Below are 18,046 nucleotides of genomic sequence, written 5' to 3'. Positions count from 1 at the left end.
GTCGCGCTATCCGAAATATATCACTAATATCTGATTAAATCTTTTTATCAAGGATTAGTATTATCCATCCAGCCGAGGACGGTATGGATTTCGCGGATGTAGCCGCTGTCGTCGTTGGGGGTCTCGAGAATAAAGGGCTTGCCCTGCAGGGCAGGGTGGAGGGCGATCCTTTTCATCCCTTCCATCCCGATATATCCTTCACCTAACTTTTCGTGGCGGTCCTTGTGAGAGCCGCAGGGGTTCTTACTGTCGTTGAAGTGGACGGCATACAGCCTGTCGAGGCCGATCACGTCGTCGAAATGAGTCAACACACCGTCAAGGTCGTTTACAACATCATAGCCTGCGTCCCAGACGTGACAGGTATCGAAGCATACGCCGATTTCAGCGTAGGATGTGACGCGGTCAATGATCTCCCTGAGCTCCTCGAAGTTTTTGCCTACCTCCGAGCCTTTGCCCGCCATTGTTTCGAGCAGAACGACGGTTTTTACGTCGGGAGTGAGCGTGCGGTTCAGCGCGTCGGCGATCAGCTCGATCCCCTTCCCGGCACCCTGTCCCGTGTGTGCGCCGGGATGGAAGTTATAGAAGGTGTTTTCAAAGAGCTTCATCCGCTCCATATCTTTTGCGAACATTTCCAGCCCGTTCGAGCGGGTGGAAGGATTCGCGGCACAGAGGTTCATCGTGTAGCTGCCGTGGGCAACCAAGGGTCCGAAACGGTTCTTCTTACACAGCGCGTTCAATGCACCCGCGTCCTCGGGAATGATATCCTTGCTCTTCCCGCCGCGCGGATTGCGGGTGAAATAGGCGAAGGTGTTTCCGCCGAAGTCGAGCATAGTCTTACCCATCGCCTCATATCCGTTTGTTACGCTCAGGTGACATCCGATGTAGATCATATCGGTTCCTCTCCGTTCGTTGATGATAGTATTATTGTGCCATAAAAAACAGGATTTGTCTATGGTTATCGATCGGTTGACATCCGACGCTGTCTTTTGGTATAATAAATATATAAGCTTGACGGTAAGGAGTGGTCATATGCTGACGATAGAAGGACTTAACAGCTTCGGAGCCAATACTGCCGAGGGACTCGGGCGCTGTTATCAGAATGAGGCGTTGTATTTGCGGCTGGTGAAGATGATCCCCGCTGAGCAGAACTTCGATAAGCTGAAGAACTCGTTGGAACAGAACGATCTTGACACGGCGTTTGAGGCAGCTCATGCGCTGAAGGGCGTGTTGGGCAATCTCTCGCTGACCCCGATGTATGAGAAGTGCTCTGAGATCACCGAGCTGCTGCGCGCGCGTACCGAGATGGATTATGCGCCGCTGTTGACGGAGCTTCTGGAGGAGAAAGCCGCGCTCGACGAGCTGTGCGCAGAATAAATGGATGACTATGAACAGACCCGAACTTGTCAGGACAGGTTCGGGTTTTGTATTTACATAGCGGATTGATTTACGGTGAATGACGCCTTGATTTGATTGAGAAAGCGTTCGGCGATCGGGGTGAAGGTCTGGTACTTGTTCCAGATCAGGTACAGGCGGGTCTCGAGCCGAGGCTCGAGCGGTCGGAAGGACAGCCCGCTGCCCTTCGCGGTGTTGACGAGCTTGTCGAAGGTCAGCTGGTACCCCAGCCCCTCCATCACGAAGATCGAGGCGTTGTAGGACAGGCGGAACGAGCCGTCGAGGTTCAGCTCGCCGATACGGTCGCCGCACCAGCGGGGGATGTCGTTTTTCCAAGACTGCTCCGAGGTGAACAGCGGCAGTCCGATCAGGTCGTCTGCGCGGATACGCTCCTTGCGTGCCAGTTCACAGTCCTCGGGCATGACTACGCCCCAGACGTCCGCCTCGGGAAATTCGATGTAGCGGTACTTCTTCGCGTCGGGGGTATCGCACAGCACGGCGAAGTCCAGCAGTCCTTTGTCGAGCTTCTCGGTGACCTGCTCGGTGTCGCCGCTGGTGATGTGGTACCTCAATTTTGGATACAGATTCTTCAGCGTGCGTATTTCGCGGGCAAGGTAGCGGATCTGATACGATTCACCCAGCCCGAGATACAGGTCGCCGCCGGTGATATCGTCCAGCGTGAGGAACTCGCGCTCGATCTTGTCCGCCATGGTAATCAGATCCTCTGCGCGGTCGCGTAGGAGCATCCCCTCATCGGTCAGCGAGATGCTGAAGCTGTGGCGCTCGAAAAGCTTCTTTCCAAGCTCCTCCTCGAGCGCTTTGAGCGCTTTGGATAGGGTCGGCTGGGTGACGTGCAGCAGTTCAGCCGCTCGCGTCATATTTTCTTCCCGCGCGACAGCGAGGAAGTAGCGCAGGGTTCGTATCTCCATGTCGGAATCGCCTCCGTGATATGCGTAATAGTAATAACATGATATTCATTATAACTATTAGCGAAGGAAAATGCAATATGTTATGATAAAAACAGCGATAAACAGGATGTGATACGATGATAGAATCGCTGACGTTGCTGCTCAGTGAGATCGGTCTGTCTGAGGATGAGATTGATCTGGCTGAACGGCTGAATAAGGCGGGTCATACGGATGACCTGCAAAGGTACCTGCGGCAGTGCCGGTGCGGGCTGATGGACGAGCTGCATCAAAATCAGCGCAGGGTAGACAATCTGGATTACCTGATCCGAAAGATCAAAGGAGGAGTATAAGATGAAAACAGCAGAACTGAAACTGACACAGAAATGGGACAAGACCTTCCCGCAGAGCGACAAGGTCGATCACTGTAAGGTGACCTTCATCAACCGTTACGGCATCACCCTCGCCGCCGATATGTATGTTCCGAAGAACGTACAGGGTAAGCTGCCCGCTATCGCGGTCTGCGGCCCGTTCGGCGCCGTGAAGGAGCAGTGCTCGGGATTATATGCACAGAATATGGCGGAGCGCGGCTTTTTGACGATCGCGTTCGACCCGTCCTTCACCGGTGAGAGCGGCGGTGAGCCGAGATACATGGCTTCTCCCGACATCAACACCGAGGACTTCCAGGCGGCGGTCGACTTCCTCTCCGTACAGGAGAACGTCGATCCCGAGAGGATCGGCATTATCGGCATCTGCGGCTGGGGCGGCATGGCACTGAACACCGCCGCGCTCGATACACGCGTCAAGGCGACCGTTGCCTCGACCATGTACGATATGACCCGCGTGAACGCGAACGGCTACTTCGATTCCGAGGACAGCGAGGAGAAGCGCCATGAGAAGAAGGTCATGCTGAATAACCTGAGAACCGAGGAGTATAAGAAGGGCTCTTATTCCCGCGGCGGCGGCTGTCTGCCGCTCCCCGTGCCCGAGGATGTCCCCTTCTTCGTTAAGGATTACAGCGAGTACTACAAGGGCAGAGCCTACCACGAGCGCTCCCTCAACTCCAACGATGGCTGGAACACGCTGGGATGTCTGTCGTTCATGAACCAGCCGATCCTGAAGTATTCGAACGAGATCCGCTCCGCCGTTCTCGTGATGCACGGTGAGAAGGCGCATTCCTGCTACTTCGGTAGAGACGCTTTTGCGAATATGACCGCCGACAGCAAATACACCGACAACAAGGAACTCTTGATTATCCCCGACGCGGTGCATACCGACCTGTATGACAACGTGGATGTGATCCCCTTCGATAAGATGGAGGATTTCTTCCGCACGAATTTGAAGTGATAGGATGAAAAGACGACTGATAATGCTGCTGTGTGCTGCTGTGAGCTGTGCGCTTGTACTGAGCGCCTGCGCGGGGCAGAAGCCTCAGACAGCGTCGACGACCGATACGGCGAGCGTTTCCGCCGCGACAGCGGATCAGGCGGCGTTTGATCCCTATGCGGAGGATAACCGCTATGATATCCCGAAGTCGATGTTTGAGAAGCGCTCCGACGTCGATTACGGTACGCTGCAGAAGGATGTGACCTACTACTCCACCGTCGCGGGGGACGATAAGCAGGTGAACGTCCTCTTACCCGCGGGCTATGACGAGAAAGCCGTTTATCCCGTGCTGTATGTGGTGCATGGCTTCGGCGGCGATCACAACAGCCATATCGATACCGATTCCTATCTGACCCTGCTGTACGGCAACATGCTGCACGATGGGCTGACCGTTCCGATGGTGCTCGTCGGCGTCGATATGTACACCGATAAGCTCACCGATAAGGACAGCAAAACCGACGAGGAGCTCCGCTTTATTTATGATAAGCTGATCGATGAGATCCATACCGACCTGATGCCTTTTATCGAGGCGACCTACCCCGTCAGTGCCGAACGTCTCGATACCGCTGTAGGCGGCGTATCCGAGGGCGGCGCCAAGAGCCTGTGTATCGGCTTTAAGTGGCTGGATGATTTCGGATGGATCGGCAGCTTCGCTCCCGATACGGGCGTTATTCCGACCGAGTACTTCAAGGGTACCTTCTGGAACACGCCGTATATGCAGGAGTTCCCTCAGCCGACTGCCGGGAACACCCCGCGCTATCTCTACATGGCTGTCGGCAGCGAGGATCCGTGGAATATCGACTGTACCCTGTATTACCGCGACGTGCTCGACGGTATGGGCGTGAAGAACCGGACGGATTACGTCGACGGCTACGGACACGACAGCGACTTTTGGGGGCAGTGCTACTATAATTATCTGACAAAGCCGAGTTACGGGACTTTGTCGGTTTTTGCAAATGTATGCAATTATTTGAAAAATATCGAGATCAGAGATTGACTATCCACGTATATTTTTGATACAATCATATCTGATTAAATCTTTTTATCAAGGATTAGTATAAAGAAAAGGGAGTATAAAATGTCTGATTACTTTGGAAAAGATGTCCCCAAGCTCGGCTTCGGACTGATGCGTCTGCCTAAAAAGGGAATATCCATCGATATTGAGCAGGTCAAGGAGATGGTCGACCTGTTTATGGAGGCGGGTTTTACTTACTTTGATACCGCCTACGTTTATCCCGGTTCGGAGGCGGCTGCGAAGAAAGCGCTGGTCGATCGCTATCCCCGTGACAGCTATACGCTGTGCACCAAGATCAACGCCTTTATGCTCGCTCCGACCGAAAACGCCGCGAAAAAGCAGTTTTACACCAGTCTTAAGCGTACCGGAGCAGGCTACTTCGACTACTATCTCCTACACGCTTTCATGGAGAACAACTATAAGAAGTATGATAAATTCCATCTGTGGGATTTCGTCAAGGAGCAGAAGGAAAAGGGGTTAATCAAGTATTTCGGCTTCTCCTATCATGACGGTCCCGAGCTGCTTGATCGGATACTGACCGACCATCCCGAGGTCGATTTTATCCAGCTGCAAATCAATTATGCCGACTGGGAGGATCCTTCCGTCGCTTCCCGCGCCAACTATGAGGTGGCGCGTAAGCACGGCAAATCTATCACCGTTATGGAACCGGTCAAGGGCGGCAAGCTCGCCAATCCCCCCAAGGAGGTCAAAAAGCTCTTTGACGCCTATCATCCGGATATGTCTTACGCCTCGTGGGCGATCCGCTTTGTCGCTTCGCTCGACGGGATCATCACGGTGCTTTCGGGTATGTCCGACATACAGCAGATGAAGGATAACCTCTCGTATATGCGGGATTTCAAGCCCCTCAACGAGGAGGAACAGGAGATCATCCGTAAAGCGCAGCGCATTATGGGAAATTCTTCGACCATCCCATGCACAGCCTGTCACTATTGCGTGGAGGGTTGTCCGATGGGTATTAAGATCCCCGATATCTTCGCGGCTATGAACAAGCAGTTGGGCAACGGACTGACCGCCGAAGCTCAGGAAGACTACGCCAAGGCGGTGACTGTCGGCGCTCCCGCGTCCGCGTGTATCGGCTGTAAGCAGTGCGAGCAGGCTTGCCCCCAGCACCTGACGATCACGGAGTATCTGGAGCAAGCGGCACAAATGCTGGAATAAACCGAATGGATAAAGGATATGAAAACTGATATAAAAGCACTCCTCGAGGCGGTACACAGCGGCAGCCTTTCCGTCGAAGAAGCGCTTCTGCGGCTGAAAACCGCCCCTTACGAGGATATTGACTACGCAAAGGTCGATCTGCACCGCGGTGTGCGGCAGGGTGTTCCCGAGGTGATCTACGGTGCGGGGAAAACGGTTGATCAGATCGCCGGTATCATTAAAGTCATGAAAGAACACGGACAGAACAGGATCCTGATCACCCGTCTGTGTGAAGAAAACGCGAAAAAGCTCTCATATAACTGTTCAATCACCTATCATCCCGAAGCTCGGCTTGCAACGCTCGGCGATCTGCCGCATGCGAACGGGATCGGCGATATTGTCGTCGCTACAGGCGGAACGAGCGATATTCCCGTAGCTGAGGAAGCGGCGCTGACTGCCGAGTTTCTCGGCAACCGCGTTGTCCGTTTATATGATGTGGGCGTAGCGGGTCTGCACCGTTTGCTCGACCATGCCGATGAGATCATGAACGCGAGCGTAATCATCGCGATCGCGGGGATGGAAGGTGCGCTGGCAAGCGTGGTCGGCGGTCTGGCCGACTGTCCCGTGATCGCCGTGCCTACGAGCGTCGGTTACGGCGCGTCGTTCGGCGGGTTATCCGCCCTGCTGTCTATGCTTAACTCCTGCGCGAGCGGCGTATCGGTCGTGAATATCGATAACGGCTTCGGCGCGGGATATCTTGCGAGTATGATTAATCATATGGAGGCGAAGTCATGAGAACACTGTATCTGGACTGCGGCATGGGTGCGGCGGGCGATATGCTCACCGCGGCATTGCTGGAGCTTTTGCCCGAGCCAGATCGCTTTGTAGAGAGACTCAACCGTATCGGCATCCCTCATGTGGAATACAAAAGGGAAAAAGCCGTGAGGTGCGGCGTGAGCGGTACGCATATGTCGGTTCTTGTCCGCGGTATGGAGGAAGGCGAGCATATGCATGACCGTCATGAGCATCACCATCACAGCTCGATGGCGCATATTGAGCACATCGTTCGCGATCATATGGATGTACCGGAGCAGGTGCGCGAAGATGTTCTCAGCGTGTATCGGCTTATCGCCGAGGCAGAGAGCCATGTACACGGCGTCCCCGTAAACGATATCCACTTTCATGAGGTAGGCTCGATCGATGCAGTCGCGGATATCGCGGCAGTATGTATGCTGATGTACCGGATCGCACCCGACGAGGTGGTTGCTTCTCCCGTACACGTCGGCTGCGGCACGGTTAAGTGCGCTCACGGTATTTTGCCTGTTCCCGCTCCCGCGACAGCGTATCTTTTAAAGGGAATCCCCGCTTATTCGGGAAAGATCGACGGCGAGCTGTGTACACCGACGGGAGCGGCCTTGTTAAAGCGCTTTGTGACGCGATTCGGCGAGATGCCCGTGATGAGGACGCAGGCGATCGGCTACGGTATGGGGAAGAAGGAATTCCCCGTCGCAAACTGTATCCGTGCGATGTTAGGCGAGTCGGACAGTGTGCAGAGCGGTATCGTGGAGCTTTCCTGCAACGTAGATGATATGACGGGTGAGGCGATCGGTTTCGCGATGGAGAAGCTGTTCGACGGCGGTGCGGCAGAGGTCTTTACCATTCCTGTCGGGATGAAGAAGAACCGTCCGGGCTTATTATTAAAGGTGATCTGTAAAGAACATGAGAAAGAAAAGATTGCTCGCCTGATTTTTATGCACACGACAACCATAGGCATCCGTGAGACTGCGGTTGACCGCTATACGCTGGACAGGAAGATCGAAACGGTGGAAACACCGTTCGGCATGATCCGCCGAAAGCGTTCCTCGGGCCATGGCGTGACGCGAGTAAAGCTCGAGTACGACGATCTCGCGCGGATCGCAGATGAAAAGAGAATCAGTCTTGCGCAAGCAAGGGAATTGCTGAAAGAGTATGAACGATAAATGGCATGAGCTGATCAAACGGCTCAGGGAAATGAAACGTACGGCTGTCGCTTTTTCTGCAGGCGTAGACTCTACGCTTTTACTTAAAGCGGCGTATGAAGCGCTGGGTGAGAACGTTCTCGCAATCACAGGCAAATCGATCTCTTTTCCCGAAAGAGAGAATCGGGAGGCGCGAGCCTTTTGCGAGAGCCTCGGCGTCAGGCCGGTTACGGTGGAGATCGATCAGATGGCGATCGTCGGCTTTGCCGATAACCCGCCCGACCGCTGCTATATCTGTAAGAAAGAGCTGTTTACCGCCTTTCTTAAAACTGCCGAGGAGTATGGCTTTACAAAGATCGTCGAGGGCTCAAACATCGATGATCTGAGCGATTACCGACCCGGTATGTCGGCACTTCGAGAGCTCGGAGTGCGAAGCCCTCTACAGGAGGTTGGACTGACAAAAGCGGAGATACGGGCGCTGTCCGAGCAGCTTGGTCTCCCGACGTACAATAAGCCGTCGTTTGCTTGCTTTGCGACGCGCTTTCCCTACGGTGTACATATCACTGCGGAAAAGCTGAAGTCGGTCGGTGAAGCGGAACAGCTCCTGATCGATATGGGCTTTAGTCAGGTGCGTGTTCGGGTACACGGCGAGGTAGCCCGCATCGAGATCGAGCGCGGGCAGTTCCCACGTATCATCGAGCCTGAGATCGCCGACAGGATCACCGAAAAGCTGAACGAACTCGGCTTTCTCTATGTCGCCTTGGAGCTGCGCGGCTACCAAACCGGAAGTATGAACAAAACGCTGCTTTGATATATCGGAGTATCGGTATTTATAGCCCGATGACTCGCTGTGGAAAGCATTTTTTGACTTTCAAGGATTGAAAAAACAAGGGGCTGTCGCACTAAGAATAGCGATAGCCCCTCAGAGTGTCATCCTGAGCTTTAGCGAAGGATCTTATCGTGCAATTTATCTGATTTGATTACACCTATTATGTGTAATCGGACGGAAAAATGAGCACTTTCAGATTCTTCACTTGCGTTCAGAATGACATTTTTTGTTTTGCGACAGCCCCAAATGATATCAGATCGAAACCCTTACTGTGAAACCGCAGAAGAAAAAGTAGGTGTTCGTCCAATACCTGTTTGAAGCTGAACCATAGTAAATTGATTATGTTTTGTTTCCTCTTATGATTAATTAATACCATCCGGCTTCTTTGATGAGAACCTTTTCATCCCAAGCGTCCTTTACGACCTTCTTTTCGTAGTGGCCCTCTTCGGGAACGTTGACAGTTTTGCTTCCTGTCTGAATCTCGCGGACTTCATTGTGATAACCGCTGCCTTCTCCGGCGAGCAAATGCTGAGTACCATGAGCATAAAAAGTGCTTGCGTCATAAGAAGTATCAAACTCAGCGCCGCAAACGTAGCATACTGTAATCTGTTGTTCTTCATAAATCGGCTTCTCATAAGAGTATGCTTCCTGATCTACCACATATACATCTTTGTTAACCAAAAGTATTGTACCGTATATGATAGCAACGGTAAGGTACAAGGCGGATGCTATCCTCAGAAGCAATATAAAAAAGAAAAATCCCAAAGGGAATAAAACAATCCTTTGGGATTTCTTCTTCCGTTAAAACCAAACCGTGACAGCAAAACCGCCGACATAGAAATAAGGGTTTGATTTATATTGGTGTGGTGGAGCAGAGACGAATAAATCCGAAAAATCCTCCAAATCCTTCTGATAAAGGGTTTCGGCGTTCTCTTTATAGTTGAAGTAGAAGATGATCTTGTCATCGTACAGCACTATCGCGTTGACAAAGCTGTCGATCATGTTTTTCCTGTGCTTCGGATTCTTTGGATCGAAGGTTCTGAATCGCTGAAGCCAGAAAATGATCTGTTCCCTTGTCAGGATAGGCTTTTTGATCGTCTCCGAAGCCAGCCTGACCTCGAGTTCCTTTTTCCGATCCTCGAGCTTGATCAATCGGTTTTTGGTGGTCTCGGTGATGATTCCCATCTCGATCGCTTTCATCAGGTTTTCGATACTCGTTTCAGCCTCAGCAAGCTGGCGCCTGAGAAGTTGAATTCCGTTATCCTCTTCGCCTTGTGTCTTGATGATTTTGTCTGCGATCAAATTGATAGCGGAATCGTCTCGGATGATCTTTTGGATTTGATCGATCACCAGATCCTCGATCAGATCCTTCTGAACAGCTTTCTTATCGCAGCCGCTTTTCCGCTTTGCAGACACGCACTTGTAGTAGCGGTAGGTTTTATCCCATCGGCTGGTACCGCTCTCGCCGACCATGAAGGATTTACAGTTACCGCAGTAGAGCTTTGTAGTCAGAATATATTCCTCGCCTGATTTCTTTCGGGCTGGCTTTTTTCTGTTTGCGCTTAGTTTGTTATTAACGGATTCAAACATCTCTTTTGAGATGATGGCAGGGATGCCGTTCTCGATAACGATCTCTCTGAATTTGTATTCACCGATATATCGCCGATTGGTCAGCATTTTGGAGACAACGGATATCTTGAATGGATTTCCTTTTCTGTTGCGGAGTCCTTTACCGTTGAGCGTAGTCACGATTTCTTTCATTGTCATCCCGCTGTCATAAAGCTCGAAAACTTCACGGACAATGGCAGCGGTTTCAGGCTCGATCTGCAGATGCTGTTCGTCATCTACATAGTAGCCGTATGGGATCGTACCTCCGTTGAATTTGCATTTGTAAGCATTTTCATTCATTCCGCGGAGCACCTTTTCAGCAAGCTCGGCTGAGTAATACTCCGCCATGCCTTCCAAAAGAGATTCAAGGATAATACCTTCGGGACCCTGCGAGATTGCCTCGGTAGCGGAAACCACACGCACGTTGTTGCGTCTCAGGATCGCCTTATAGTGTGCGGAATCGTAACGATTTCGGGCGAAGCGGTCAAGCTTCCATACGATGATGACCTCGAATTGTTCTTTGGCGCTGTCCCGAATCATTCGCTGAAACGCTGGACGATTATCTGTCTTTGCGGAGAGCGCTCTGTCGATGTACGTCTCGACGATTTGAATATCGTTCTTCTCAGCAAACGCCATACATTCTCTCAGCTGTCCCTCAATACTTTCTTCCCTTTGATTATCGGAAGAATACCTTGCATAAATTACACCATTCATTCGTTCTCACCTCTTCTTCAAAGTTTGTTAGATATTAGCGCGCCTGAAACATTTTGTCAACTAAAACAGATCCTCGATCTTGCATGCCAGAATATCGGCAAACAAGTTCAGCGTTTCGAGCTTCGCTCGCTTGAGATCCTTCTGCCCTTGCTCATAGGCTTGGATCGTTTTCAGGCTGATGCCGGAGATTCTCGACAGGCTTGATTGAGATAATCCCATTCTCTCTCTTTGCCGTTTCAACCCGATTTGTTGATTCGCCGTTCGCTTGTTCATCTTATCAAAGAACTTCTCGATCGGCGCTTCATGCAGCGTTTGGTACATTCCGATCAACTCCGAAAAGCCAACGAGCGAATGGAGCTTTTTGTAAGACTGCTCCGACTTGATCTGATACTGAGCCAATGCCCAGCCTGCCCAGTATTCGGGTGAGCGTTCAAAAGCAACATAGTCGGTGTTGTCAGATGGGATGTTTAGTTTATCAAATACCATGTTCACGATCTCTACAGCGGAGTGTCCCAATACGAACTTCGGATTGCCGTCCTCCAGCTGCTTAGCGATTCCCGAAATAACAAGGTAGTTCCAAAAATCGTCTCCGTCTGTTTTACAGAAGTTGACTGCATAATCAAAGCACTCGGCGACCAGGTCGATCGTCTTTTCATCAGAATAATTATCTGCTAAAGTCTTCATTCTTCATGTTCCTTCCCATGATGTCCCGAATGAACAAACCATTCACGACATCGTTGTAGCGTTCAACGCTCAGATACTGTGTTCTCGCTTCGCTGTCTCTCTTCTCTCTCAACGGAAAATAGATACTGCTGTCAGCGTATTCGCATTTGTCTCTGTCAAACTGAACAGTGTCAAATGCCTTCTTCGATTTCAGCACTACCTGCTCGTCAAGTTTGCCCAGGCGCATCGCGCGGGATAACTGCTCAAGGGAGATCGTGTTGCTGATAAAGTCCTTCGCAAAGGAGAAGTAGGAGTCATCCGCACGATAGCCAATGATGATGTCGTAGGGCGTAATATCGACGGAGAAATTCTCAATGATATACTGTTTGGCGACCTGAGCGATCGGGACCGTTGTGCTGAACCGTCTGTTCTTTATCAGTATTGCCAGCCAGTTCAGGATATTATACTTTTCGTCGGATAGGTTCAGTATGTTCAGCCCGTCGGTGTCGATGGTATAAGCGTTGGCATAGCCGTCCTGACCGCGCTCACCGCAAGCCCACTCTTTCGCAAGCTCGATAGATTCGGTGCAGTAGAAGCCCATGCCGTAGTCATTGTCGGGCTTACCCTTTCCGAAAATAGGCTGACCTACGATGTGATCACTGCCGTGATATAATACTAACTTACTCATGATATCACCTCTGCATATACTATACTACTAAAGTAGGATGATGTCAAGCTTTTTTCGAACAAATTTTCTTTTCAAAGAAGCGTTTATTGGACTTTCTGTTTTGTATAATGGGTATAAGCGTTACAAAGTTAAATATTTACAAAACGGAGTTGATGATGTGCATTTCGGATTGTTTGATTACGCTTATCTTGACAAGGCACAAAGCGATCCTTATCGCCGCCGATGTATTGACGGCAGGATCACCGGGTGCGGTAACTGCATCGGTTACTGTCAATGCGGCGAGCACCCCGGTTTTCTGACTGCCGGTCACTGCGCCGAGCATCACTGCGAGGAAAAAGGCTGTCACTACTTTATGCCGAAGCTCAGGCGGGAGAAAGCACCCTGCAAGCGACCCAATAAGAGATCGGAGATTGTAACCACTGCGACGCGGGCGATCTCTGCCTTTGAGGGGATGAAGATAATGCGTGCGGACAAGGCAAATGACGTCTGGCAACTAAAGTACATCACCATCTCCGATGCGTATCCAATCAGCAGGATTGAGAAGAACATCTCCGAGGAGATCGGTGAAACGGTTGTGATGATTAACCTGAACTACGACTTTGAAACAGCGGCAGCGCTGTTGTTCAGATAACAGGAGGATACAGATGTTTGATGATGTTTTTGGCGGAATGTTTGACTTTAACGGCGACGGCCATACCGACGTTGCGGAAGAGGCGCTCGGATTCGCTGTCATGGAAGATATGATGAGCGAGGAAGACAGCGCGGATGATTTTGATACCGTCTCGGATGACGAGTGGTAATCGGTAGCTAAAACAGAATAAGCCTATATAGAGTGCGCGAGGGACAAGCCCGTTGACCGCACAGCAACCTGCCGAATCTCACGACGGTAAGGTGCTAATGCTTGACCGATAGGTGACCCCGTCGCTCTTTAGGATATATTACAAAAGGAGTGTCATTATGAAAACAATCAAAGAGTTAGCAAGCATGGGTGAGCGCGTGTATGTTCACCTCAAGGATGAGGAAACAGCAATGAGCTTTCTGCGACAGGCAGAGTCGGAGGGTTTCACCTTTGGGGACGGTGTCAGCCCCACCGACCGCCATTGTTCTGATCTCTATGCGATCCATCCCGACGGTACGATGAACTATGTCGGCTCAGTCGGGCGGATCGAGTATGCCTCGGGCGCGGATAGTGTAGTGAGGATTGAATATGAAGAAGAAACAGCCAATTGATAAGTGGTTAGATGTTGCGTTGATTTACGAAACAACAGGAAAATCACATGAATGTCCATTTTGTCATCAGAGCAAACTGACTATTACTGAAATGATTTATGGAAAGAAGTCAATCTGGATACGATGCGTCAATTGTAAAAAATCAATTCACCTCAATTGAGGGAGCTATAATATTTGACAAAGAGGTGTCGGTATGAGCAATCATGATGATTATGTTGATGACTATATTGAATACAGAATCTTTGAAGAAAGCATGAAAAGATCAGGCGGCGGCAAGCCGCCCAAACGTAACAGCGGATGCTGCGGCTGTAGCACATGGATGATCCTTGCTGCGATCGTGATAGTTGTCCTGATATTGCTCGCATCCTGCACCGTAAGCTCAGTCAAGTCGTATTCATTTTTATCCAAGCCCTACAACGCCGAGACTTGCTATCATCCGGAAGATTTGTGATGATTCTGTCCAGCCAAATTCCGGAGCAACGAGAAATGGAAGAGAATCATAATTAATCTCTAAAGTAGTTAACCATGAAGATTTGTCATTTATCGTTGAAAAATGTGGGATTTAGTGGTATGATTTATTATGTATTGTTATATCCCAAGTTGGTAGGTCAATCATGGAAATCATTTACAACACAAATAAAACACTCAAGGACGATTTATCGAAAGAGCTTCATACAGGAAGTAAAATGCAGATCGCAGCTGCATGCTTTTCAATCTACGCTTTTCAGGAGTTGAAGGCGGAGTTGGAGAGTATTGATGAGCTGCGATTTATTTTTACCTCTCCGACATTTACAACTGAGAAGGTTGCTAAAGAAAAAAGAGAGTTTTACATTCCTCGGCTGAACCGTGAGCGTAGTATTTACGGAACAGAATTCGAGATCAAGCTCCGTAATGAGCTAACCCAAAAAGCAATCGCCAAAGAATGTGCTGACTGGATCCGACAGAAGGTTAAATTCAAATCTAATATCACCAACGAAAAGATGACGGGTTTCATCAATCTTGATGACAAAAACTATATGCCTATCGATGGCTTCACTACCGTAGACCTTGGCTGTGAGCGAGGCAACAAAGCATATAGCTATGTTAATAAGGTTGAATCTCCGCTATCCGAATTATATCTCCAGCTTTTTGAGCAACTCTGGAATGATAAGCGACGCTTGCAAGATGTCACTGACGAGGTGATCGAGAACATCTCTGCAGCCTATAATGAGAACCCGCCGGAATTCATTTACTTTATCACCCTATATAACCTGTTTAACGAATTCCTTGAGGATATCTCTGAGGATGTTCTGCCGAATGAGGCGACCGGCTTCAAAAACAGCAAGATATGGAACATGCTGTATAATTTCCAGCGTGAGGCGTGTCTCGCTATCATCAACAAACTGGAAAAGTATAATGGTTGTATTCTTGCTGACAGCGTCGGTCTCGGTAAGACCTTCACTGCGCTATCCGTTATCAAGTACTATGAAAACCGCAACAAAACCGTATTGGTGCTGTGCCCTAAGAAGCTATCAGCTAACTGGAACACCTACAAGGGCAACTATCTCAACAATCCGATTGCAGAGGACAGGCTCCGCTATGATGTGTTATTCCATACTGATCTCGGCAGAACCCATGGTAGCTCAAACGGAATAGAGCTGAACCGTCTGAACTGGGGTAACTATGATCTCGTTGTGATTGATGAATCCCATAACTTCCGAAACGGTGGACAGCTTTCAGGCGAAGATAATGAAAAAGAAAACCGCTATCTCAAATTGCTGAATCATGTCATCCGCAAAGGCGTCAAGACAAAGGTCCTCATGTTATCAGCGACCCCCGTCAACAATCGTTTCAATGATCTTAAAAATCAGCTTGCATTGGCATATGAAGGCAATGCCGCGTTGATCGATTCACAACTCGATACCAAGCGAACGATCGACGAGATATTCCGAAACGCACAGAAAGCATTTAACGCATGGAGTAAATCTGCTCCCGAAAAGCGTACAACAGAGGTGTTGCTCAAAATGCTCGATTACGACTTTTTTGAAGTCCTTGACAGCGTTACGATCGCACGCTCGCGCAAGCATATCCAAAAATACTATGACACAACTGATATCGGAACCTTCCCGACTCGTCTGTCGCCGATTTCACTTTATCCTCCGCTGACTGATCTCAAAACTGCCATCACCTACAATGAGATTTTCGAGCAGCTGATGATGTTGGGGCTATATATCTATCTGCCGTCTCATTATATCCTTCCGTTCAAAAAAGAAAAGTACGCGGAAATGTATAAAGACAACGCTATCAATATCGGTTTCACACAGGAGAACCGTGAGCTTGGTCTGCGTCGTTTGAACGCTATCAATCTGATGAAGCGTATGGAGAGCTCCATCTTCTCTTTCTCCTTGACACTCAAGCGTATCAAGGAACAGATAGAAAATACCCTTGATAAAATCGATTACTATAAAGAGAATCATGCAGTACAGCTTGATTTGACCGATATGTCAGATGTTGACGACTTCGATCCCGAGGATCAGGATAATGATGATCTCTTTTCTTTCGGAAAGAAAGTCAAAATCCAGCTCGGCGATATGGATTACGAGTCATGGAAACACGATCTCGAAAAGGATCTGGAGGTTCTCGAACTCCTCACTAGCATGGTAGAAGATATTACTCCCGAGCATGACAGCAAACTGCAAAAGCTATTTGAAGTCCTCAAAAGGAAAATTGAAAATCCGATCAATCCCGACAATCGTAAAGTGATTATTTTCACCGCCTTTGCCGACACAGCCGGATACCTTTACACCCATGTCAGTCGATATATGAAAGAAACCTTCGGCATTGATACCGCTATGGTGACCGGATCGATTGACGGCAGAACAACCGCAAAACTGAAAAGTACAGATCTCAACTCTGTGCTCACCAGCTTTTCACCCATATCCAAGGATCGAGACAGCCTTAATCCCAATGCGCCTGACATCGACGTACTGATTGCGACCGACTGCATCAGCGAGGGTCAGAACCTTCAGGACTGCGACTATCTGATCAATTACGATATCCACTGGAACCCCGTGCGCATTATCCAGCGTTTCGGACGTATCGACCGTATCGGCAGCCGCAATTCAGTTATCCAGCTCGTCAACTTCTGGCCGAACGTCTCTCTTGACGAATACATCAATCTGAAATCGAAGATCGAGACCCGCATGAAGATCGTCGATATGACGGCAACCGGTGATGACAATATCCTCAGTGACGAGGAGAAAACCGACCTCGAATACCGCAAGGCACAGCTGCAGAAGCTCAAGGATGAGGTCGTCGATATCGAGGATATGAGCTCCGGTATTTCTATCATGGATTTAGGGCTTAACGAATTCCGACTTGATCTTCTCGAATACATGAAAGAGCATCCCGACGTCGAGAGCGCTCCGCATGGTATGCACGCTGTAGCGTATGCAGGCGACGATGCGCCGAAGGGTGTGATCTATGTGCTGAAAGCGACCGATAAGGCAAAGATCGACGAGCATAACCAGCTCCATCCGTTCTACATGGTCTATATCGGTATGGACGGAGAAGTGATCTGCAACCACGCCTCTCCGAAAAAGTTGCTTGACAGTATGCGTCATATCTGCCGCGGTAAATCAGAGCCGATTCCCGAGTTGTACCGCGCCTTCAATCGCGAGACCGACGACGGCAGAGATATGTCGACCTATTCCGAACTCCTCAAGCAAGCAGTCGGCTCCATCATCGAGGTGAAAGAGACCGCTGATATCAACAGCCTTTTCAAGCCCGGCGGCACAACCCTGCTTTCCGATAGTTTCAAAGGCTTAGCTGATTTTGAATTGATAACCTTCTTAGTGGTGAGGTGAACATGGAACGCCTGTTTTATGCTCTGGATAAGTCAAGAGTCAATAAAAGATTGGACGCGGATACATTTATCAAAAAGGCAAATCTGACTGCTGCTGAATCTCGATTATTAAAGGAGTACCTATCCGAAGTAATCATCCGGTATCTAATTAGATATCCTAACAACTCAGAGCTGGTAGTCATCGAAGCGGTCGTGGGTTGTTACTACAAACAGTACACTTTCCAAAGAATCGCTGAAGCAATTGCGTCGTCAATTCCGAATAAGGTACTGGTTTTGGTCAGATATGAACAGCGCGCTAAAATAGCTGCATTTATTACTGCTGTTAACCGCGAAAATAATTTCAGAATGTCAATCAAACAATACGCCTGTTCCTCTTACTTTTGGTTGGATAAAGAGTACGAAGAAGAAAAGAAAGCACTGAGTGATATTGAGAGCATTATCATCAACAGTCAATCTGCGGATGTTTGTTGTCGGGATCTGGTTGATCGCATCACTCTATGGCGAAATCATTATCACACAGAGTGGCGTCCAGCACGAAGAATGGAACGCGAATTGGAACTCGAGCAAGATTTCTTCAGAGAAGAAGAAATAGAAATGCAAAGAAGAAGGTATTTTGATAGCTTTTTAATTGAAATAGAAGATTTTAACGGATGAGG

The 18,046-nt window shown here is 49.4% G+C and carries 20 protein-coding genes and 1 riboswitch; of the genes, 14 read left to right on the top strand and 6 right to left on the bottom strand.

All coding sequences use genetic code 11. The features are described 5' to 3' along the window. Positions 1-47 precede the first annotated feature (47 nt). Positions 48-890: a deoxyribonuclease IV gene (locus R2I50_RS01100; protein ID WP_316607224.1), complete on the bottom strand. Its 843-nt coding sequence runs from the start codon at positions 888-890 to the stop codon at positions 48-50. A 139-nt stretch (positions 891-1,029) separates the two neighbouring features. Here R2I50_RS01100 and R2I50_RS01095 point away from each other — a divergent pair, with 139 nt between their 5' ends. Continuing rightward, positions 1,030-1,374 (top strand): Hpt domain-containing protein, encoded by a 345-nt coding sequence (locus tag R2I50_RS01095; protein ID WP_316607223.1) that lies wholly within the window; start codon positions 1,030-1,032, stop codon positions 1,372-1,374. Positions 1,375-1,427: 53 nt separating this feature from the next. On the opposite strand, the gene R2I50_RS01090 is transcribed toward R2I50_RS01095, so the two are convergent. Beyond that, the gene (locus R2I50_RS01090; protein WP_316607222.1) at positions 1,428-2,321 is read right to left on the bottom strand and encodes a LysR family transcriptional regulator; all 894 of its coding nucleotides are present in this window, start codon (positions 2,319-2,321) and stop codon (positions 1,428-1,430) included. 116 nt (positions 2,322-2,437) lie between these two features. On the opposite strand from R2I50_RS01090, the gene R2I50_RS01085 reads away from it, so the two are divergent. The 7 genes from R2I50_RS01085 (at position 2,438) to larE (ending at position 8,625) form a co-directional block, all read left to right on the top strand. Further along, the gene (locus R2I50_RS01085; protein ID WP_316607220.1) at positions 2,438-2,650 is read left to right on the top strand and encodes a hypothetical protein; all 213 of its coding nucleotides are present in this window, start codon (positions 2,438-2,440) and stop codon (positions 2,648-2,650) included. Between the two features lies 1 nt (position 2,651). Next, entirely contained in the window at positions 2,652-3,644 is a 993-nt protein-coding gene (locus R2I50_RS01080) for an alpha/beta hydrolase (protein ID WP_316607219.1), read from the top strand. 4 nt (positions 3,645-3,648) lie between these two features. Next, positions 3,649-4,680, top strand: coding sequence for an alpha/beta hydrolase-fold protein (locus tag R2I50_RS01075; protein ID WP_316607218.1), 1,032 nt, complete (start codon positions 3,649-3,651; stop codon positions 4,678-4,680). Positions 4,681-4,761: 81 nt separating this feature from the next. Then, complete coding sequence (locus R2I50_RS01070) at positions 4,762-5,877, top strand: aldo/keto reductase (protein WP_316607217.1); 1,116 nt, start codon at positions 4,762-4,764, stop codon at positions 5,875-5,877. Positions 5,878-5,895: 18 nt separating this feature from the next. Continuing rightward, positions 5,896-6,651: a nickel pincer cofactor biosynthesis protein LarB gene (gene larB, locus R2I50_RS01065; RefSeq protein ID WP_316607216.1), complete on the top strand. Its 756-nt coding sequence runs from the start codon at positions 5,896-5,898 to the stop codon at positions 6,649-6,651. Continuing rightward, entirely contained in the window at positions 6,648-7,835 is a 1,188-nt protein-coding gene (larC, locus tag R2I50_RS01060; RefSeq protein ID WP_316607215.1) for a nickel pincer cofactor biosynthesis protein LarC, read from the top strand. Before larB ends, larC begins: the two co-directional genes overlap by 4 nt. After that, entirely contained in the window at positions 7,825-8,625 is an 801-nt protein-coding gene (gene larE, locus R2I50_RS01055) for an ATP-dependent sacrificial sulfur transferase LarE (protein ID WP_316607214.1), read from the top strand. Before larC ends, larE begins: the two co-directional genes overlap by 11 nt. Positions 8,626-9,009: 384 nt before the next feature. On the opposite strand, the gene R2I50_RS01050 is transcribed toward larE, so the two are convergent. The 4 genes from R2I50_RS01050 to R2I50_RS01035 all read right to left on the bottom strand — a co-directional run bounded on the left by R2I50_RS01050 (position 9,010) and on the right by R2I50_RS01035 (position 12,316). Next, complete coding sequence (locus R2I50_RS01050; RefSeq protein ID WP_316607213.1) at positions 9,010-9,303, bottom strand: hypothetical protein; 294 nt, start codon at positions 9,301-9,303, stop codon at positions 9,010-9,012. Between the two features lie 141 nt (positions 9,304-9,444). Further along, positions 9,445-10,965, bottom strand: coding sequence for a recombinase family protein (locus tag R2I50_RS01045; protein WP_316607212.1), 1,521 nt, complete (start codon positions 10,963-10,965; stop codon positions 9,445-9,447). Between the two features lie 60 nt (positions 10,966-11,025). Continuing rightward, positions 11,026-11,649: a helix-turn-helix transcriptional regulator gene (locus R2I50_RS01040; protein ID WP_316607211.1), complete on the bottom strand. Its 624-nt coding sequence runs from the start codon at positions 11,647-11,649 to the stop codon at positions 11,026-11,028. Further along, the gene (locus tag R2I50_RS01035) at positions 11,630-12,316 is read right to left on the bottom strand and encodes a DUF3990 domain-containing protein (protein ID WP_316607210.1); all 687 of its coding nucleotides are present in this window, start codon (positions 12,314-12,316) and stop codon (positions 11,630-11,632) included. Before R2I50_RS01035 ends, R2I50_RS01040 begins: the two co-directional genes overlap by 20 nt. 157 nt (positions 12,317-12,473) lie before the next feature. Here R2I50_RS01035 and R2I50_RS01030 point away from each other — a divergent pair, with 157 nt between their 5' ends. From R2I50_RS01030 to R2I50_RS01005, 6 genes are all read left to right on the top strand, one after another. Beyond that, positions 12,474-12,947 (top strand): hypothetical protein, encoded by a 474-nt coding sequence (locus R2I50_RS01030; protein WP_316607209.1) that lies wholly within the window; start codon positions 12,474-12,476, stop codon positions 12,945-12,947. Positions 12,948-12,960: 13 nt separating this feature from the next. After that, positions 12,961-13,116 (top strand): hypothetical protein, encoded by a 156-nt coding sequence (locus R2I50_RS01025; RefSeq protein ID WP_316607208.1) that lies wholly within the window; start codon positions 12,961-12,963, stop codon positions 13,114-13,116. Between the two features lie 20 nt (positions 13,117-13,136). After that, positions 13,137-13,231, top strand: a riboswitch (SAM riboswitch). Between the two features lie 42 nt (positions 13,232-13,273). Next, on the top strand, positions 13,274-13,546 hold the full coding sequence (locus R2I50_RS01020) for a hypothetical protein (protein WP_316607207.1): 273 nt from the start codon (positions 13,274-13,276) through the stop codon (positions 13,544-13,546). 193 nt (positions 13,547-13,739) lie between these two features. After that, positions 13,740-13,997, top strand: coding sequence for a hypothetical protein (locus tag R2I50_RS01015; protein ID WP_316607206.1), 258 nt, complete (start codon positions 13,740-13,742; stop codon positions 13,995-13,997). Positions 13,998-14,232: 235 nt separating this feature from the next. After that, positions 14,233-17,391 carry a helicase-related protein gene (locus R2I50_RS01010; protein ID WP_399552810.1) on the top strand — a complete coding sequence of 1,053 codons (3,159 nt, stop codon included), beginning with the start codon at positions 14,233-14,235 and terminating at the stop codon, positions 17,389-17,391. 2 nt (positions 17,392-17,393) lie between these two features. Then, positions 17,394-18,044, top strand: coding sequence for a DUF4391 domain-containing protein (locus R2I50_RS01005; protein ID WP_316607204.1), 651 nt, complete (start codon positions 17,394-17,396; stop codon positions 18,042-18,044). The last annotated feature ends 2 nt before the right edge of the window (positions 18,045-18,046 follow it).

Source organism: uncultured Ruminococcus sp., from assembly GCA_902785355.1.
GTDB lineage: Bacteria > Bacillota > Clostridia > Oscillospirales > Acutalibacteraceae > Ruminococcoides.
This window is presented reverse-complemented; position numbering and strand designations above follow the sequence as displayed.

Bases quoted from the DNA above. Each gene is read 5' to 3' on its own strand.
- larB (WP_316607216.1), top strand. From the start codon at position 5,896: ATGAAAACTGATATAAAAGCACTCCTCGAGGCGGTACACAGCGGCAGC.
- R2I50_RS01040 (WP_316607211.1), bottom strand. From the start codon at position 11,649: ATGAAGACTTTAGCAGATAATTATTCTGATGAAAAGACGATCGACCTG.
- R2I50_RS01015 (WP_316607206.1), top strand. From the start codon at position 13,740: ATGAGCAATCATGATGATTATGTTGATGACTATATTGAATACAGAATC.
- R2I50_RS01045 (WP_316607212.1), bottom strand. From the start codon at position 10,965: ATGAATGGTGTAATTTATGCAAGGTATTCTTCCGATAATCAAAGGGAA.
- R2I50_RS01075 (WP_316607218.1), top strand. From the start codon at position 3,649: ATGAAAAGACGACTGATAATGCTGCTGTGTGCTGCTGTGAGCTGTGCG.
- larE (WP_316607214.1), top strand. From the start codon at position 7,825: ATGAACGATAAATGGCATGAGCTGATCAAACGGCTCAGGGAAATGAAA.
- R2I50_RS01025 (WP_316607208.1), top strand. From the start codon at position 12,961: ATGTTTGATGATGTTTTTGGCGGAATGTTTGACTTTAACGGCGACGGC.
- R2I50_RS01090 (WP_316607222.1), bottom strand. From the start codon at position 2,321: ATGGAGATACGAACCCTGCGCTACTTCCTCGCTGTCGCGCGGGAAGAA.
- larC (WP_316607215.1), top strand. From the start codon at position 6,648: ATGAGAACACTGTATCTGGACTGCGGCATGGGTGCGGCGGGCGATATG.
- R2I50_RS01010 (WP_399552810.1), top strand. From the start codon at position 14,233: ATGCAGATCGCAGCTGCATGCTTTTCAATCTACGCTTTTCAGGAGTTG.
- R2I50_RS01100 (WP_316607224.1), bottom strand. From the start codon at position 890: ATGATCTACATCGGATGTCACCTGAGCGTAACAAACGGATATGAGGCG.
- R2I50_RS01095 (WP_316607223.1), top strand. From the start codon at position 1,030: ATGCTGACGATAGAAGGACTTAACAGCTTCGGAGCCAATACTGCCGAG.
- R2I50_RS01020 (WP_316607207.1), top strand. From the start codon at position 13,274: ATGAAAACAATCAAAGAGTTAGCAAGCATGGGTGAGCGCGTGTATGTT.
- R2I50_RS01035 (WP_316607210.1), bottom strand. From the start codon at position 12,316: ATGAGTAAGTTAGTATTATATCACGGCAGTGATCACATCGTAGGTCAG.
- R2I50_RS01070 (WP_316607217.1), top strand. From the start codon at position 4,762: ATGTCTGATTACTTTGGAAAAGATGTCCCCAAGCTCGGCTTCGGACTG.
- R2I50_RS01085 (WP_316607220.1), top strand. From the start codon at position 2,438: ATGATAGAATCGCTGACGTTGCTGCTCAGTGAGATCGGTCTGTCTGAG.
- R2I50_RS01080 (WP_316607219.1), top strand. From the start codon at position 2,652: ATGAAAACAGCAGAACTGAAACTGACACAGAAATGGGACAAGACCTTC.
- R2I50_RS01005 (WP_316607204.1), top strand. From the start codon at position 17,394: ATGGAACGCCTGTTTTATGCTCTGGATAAGTCAAGAGTCAATAAAAGA.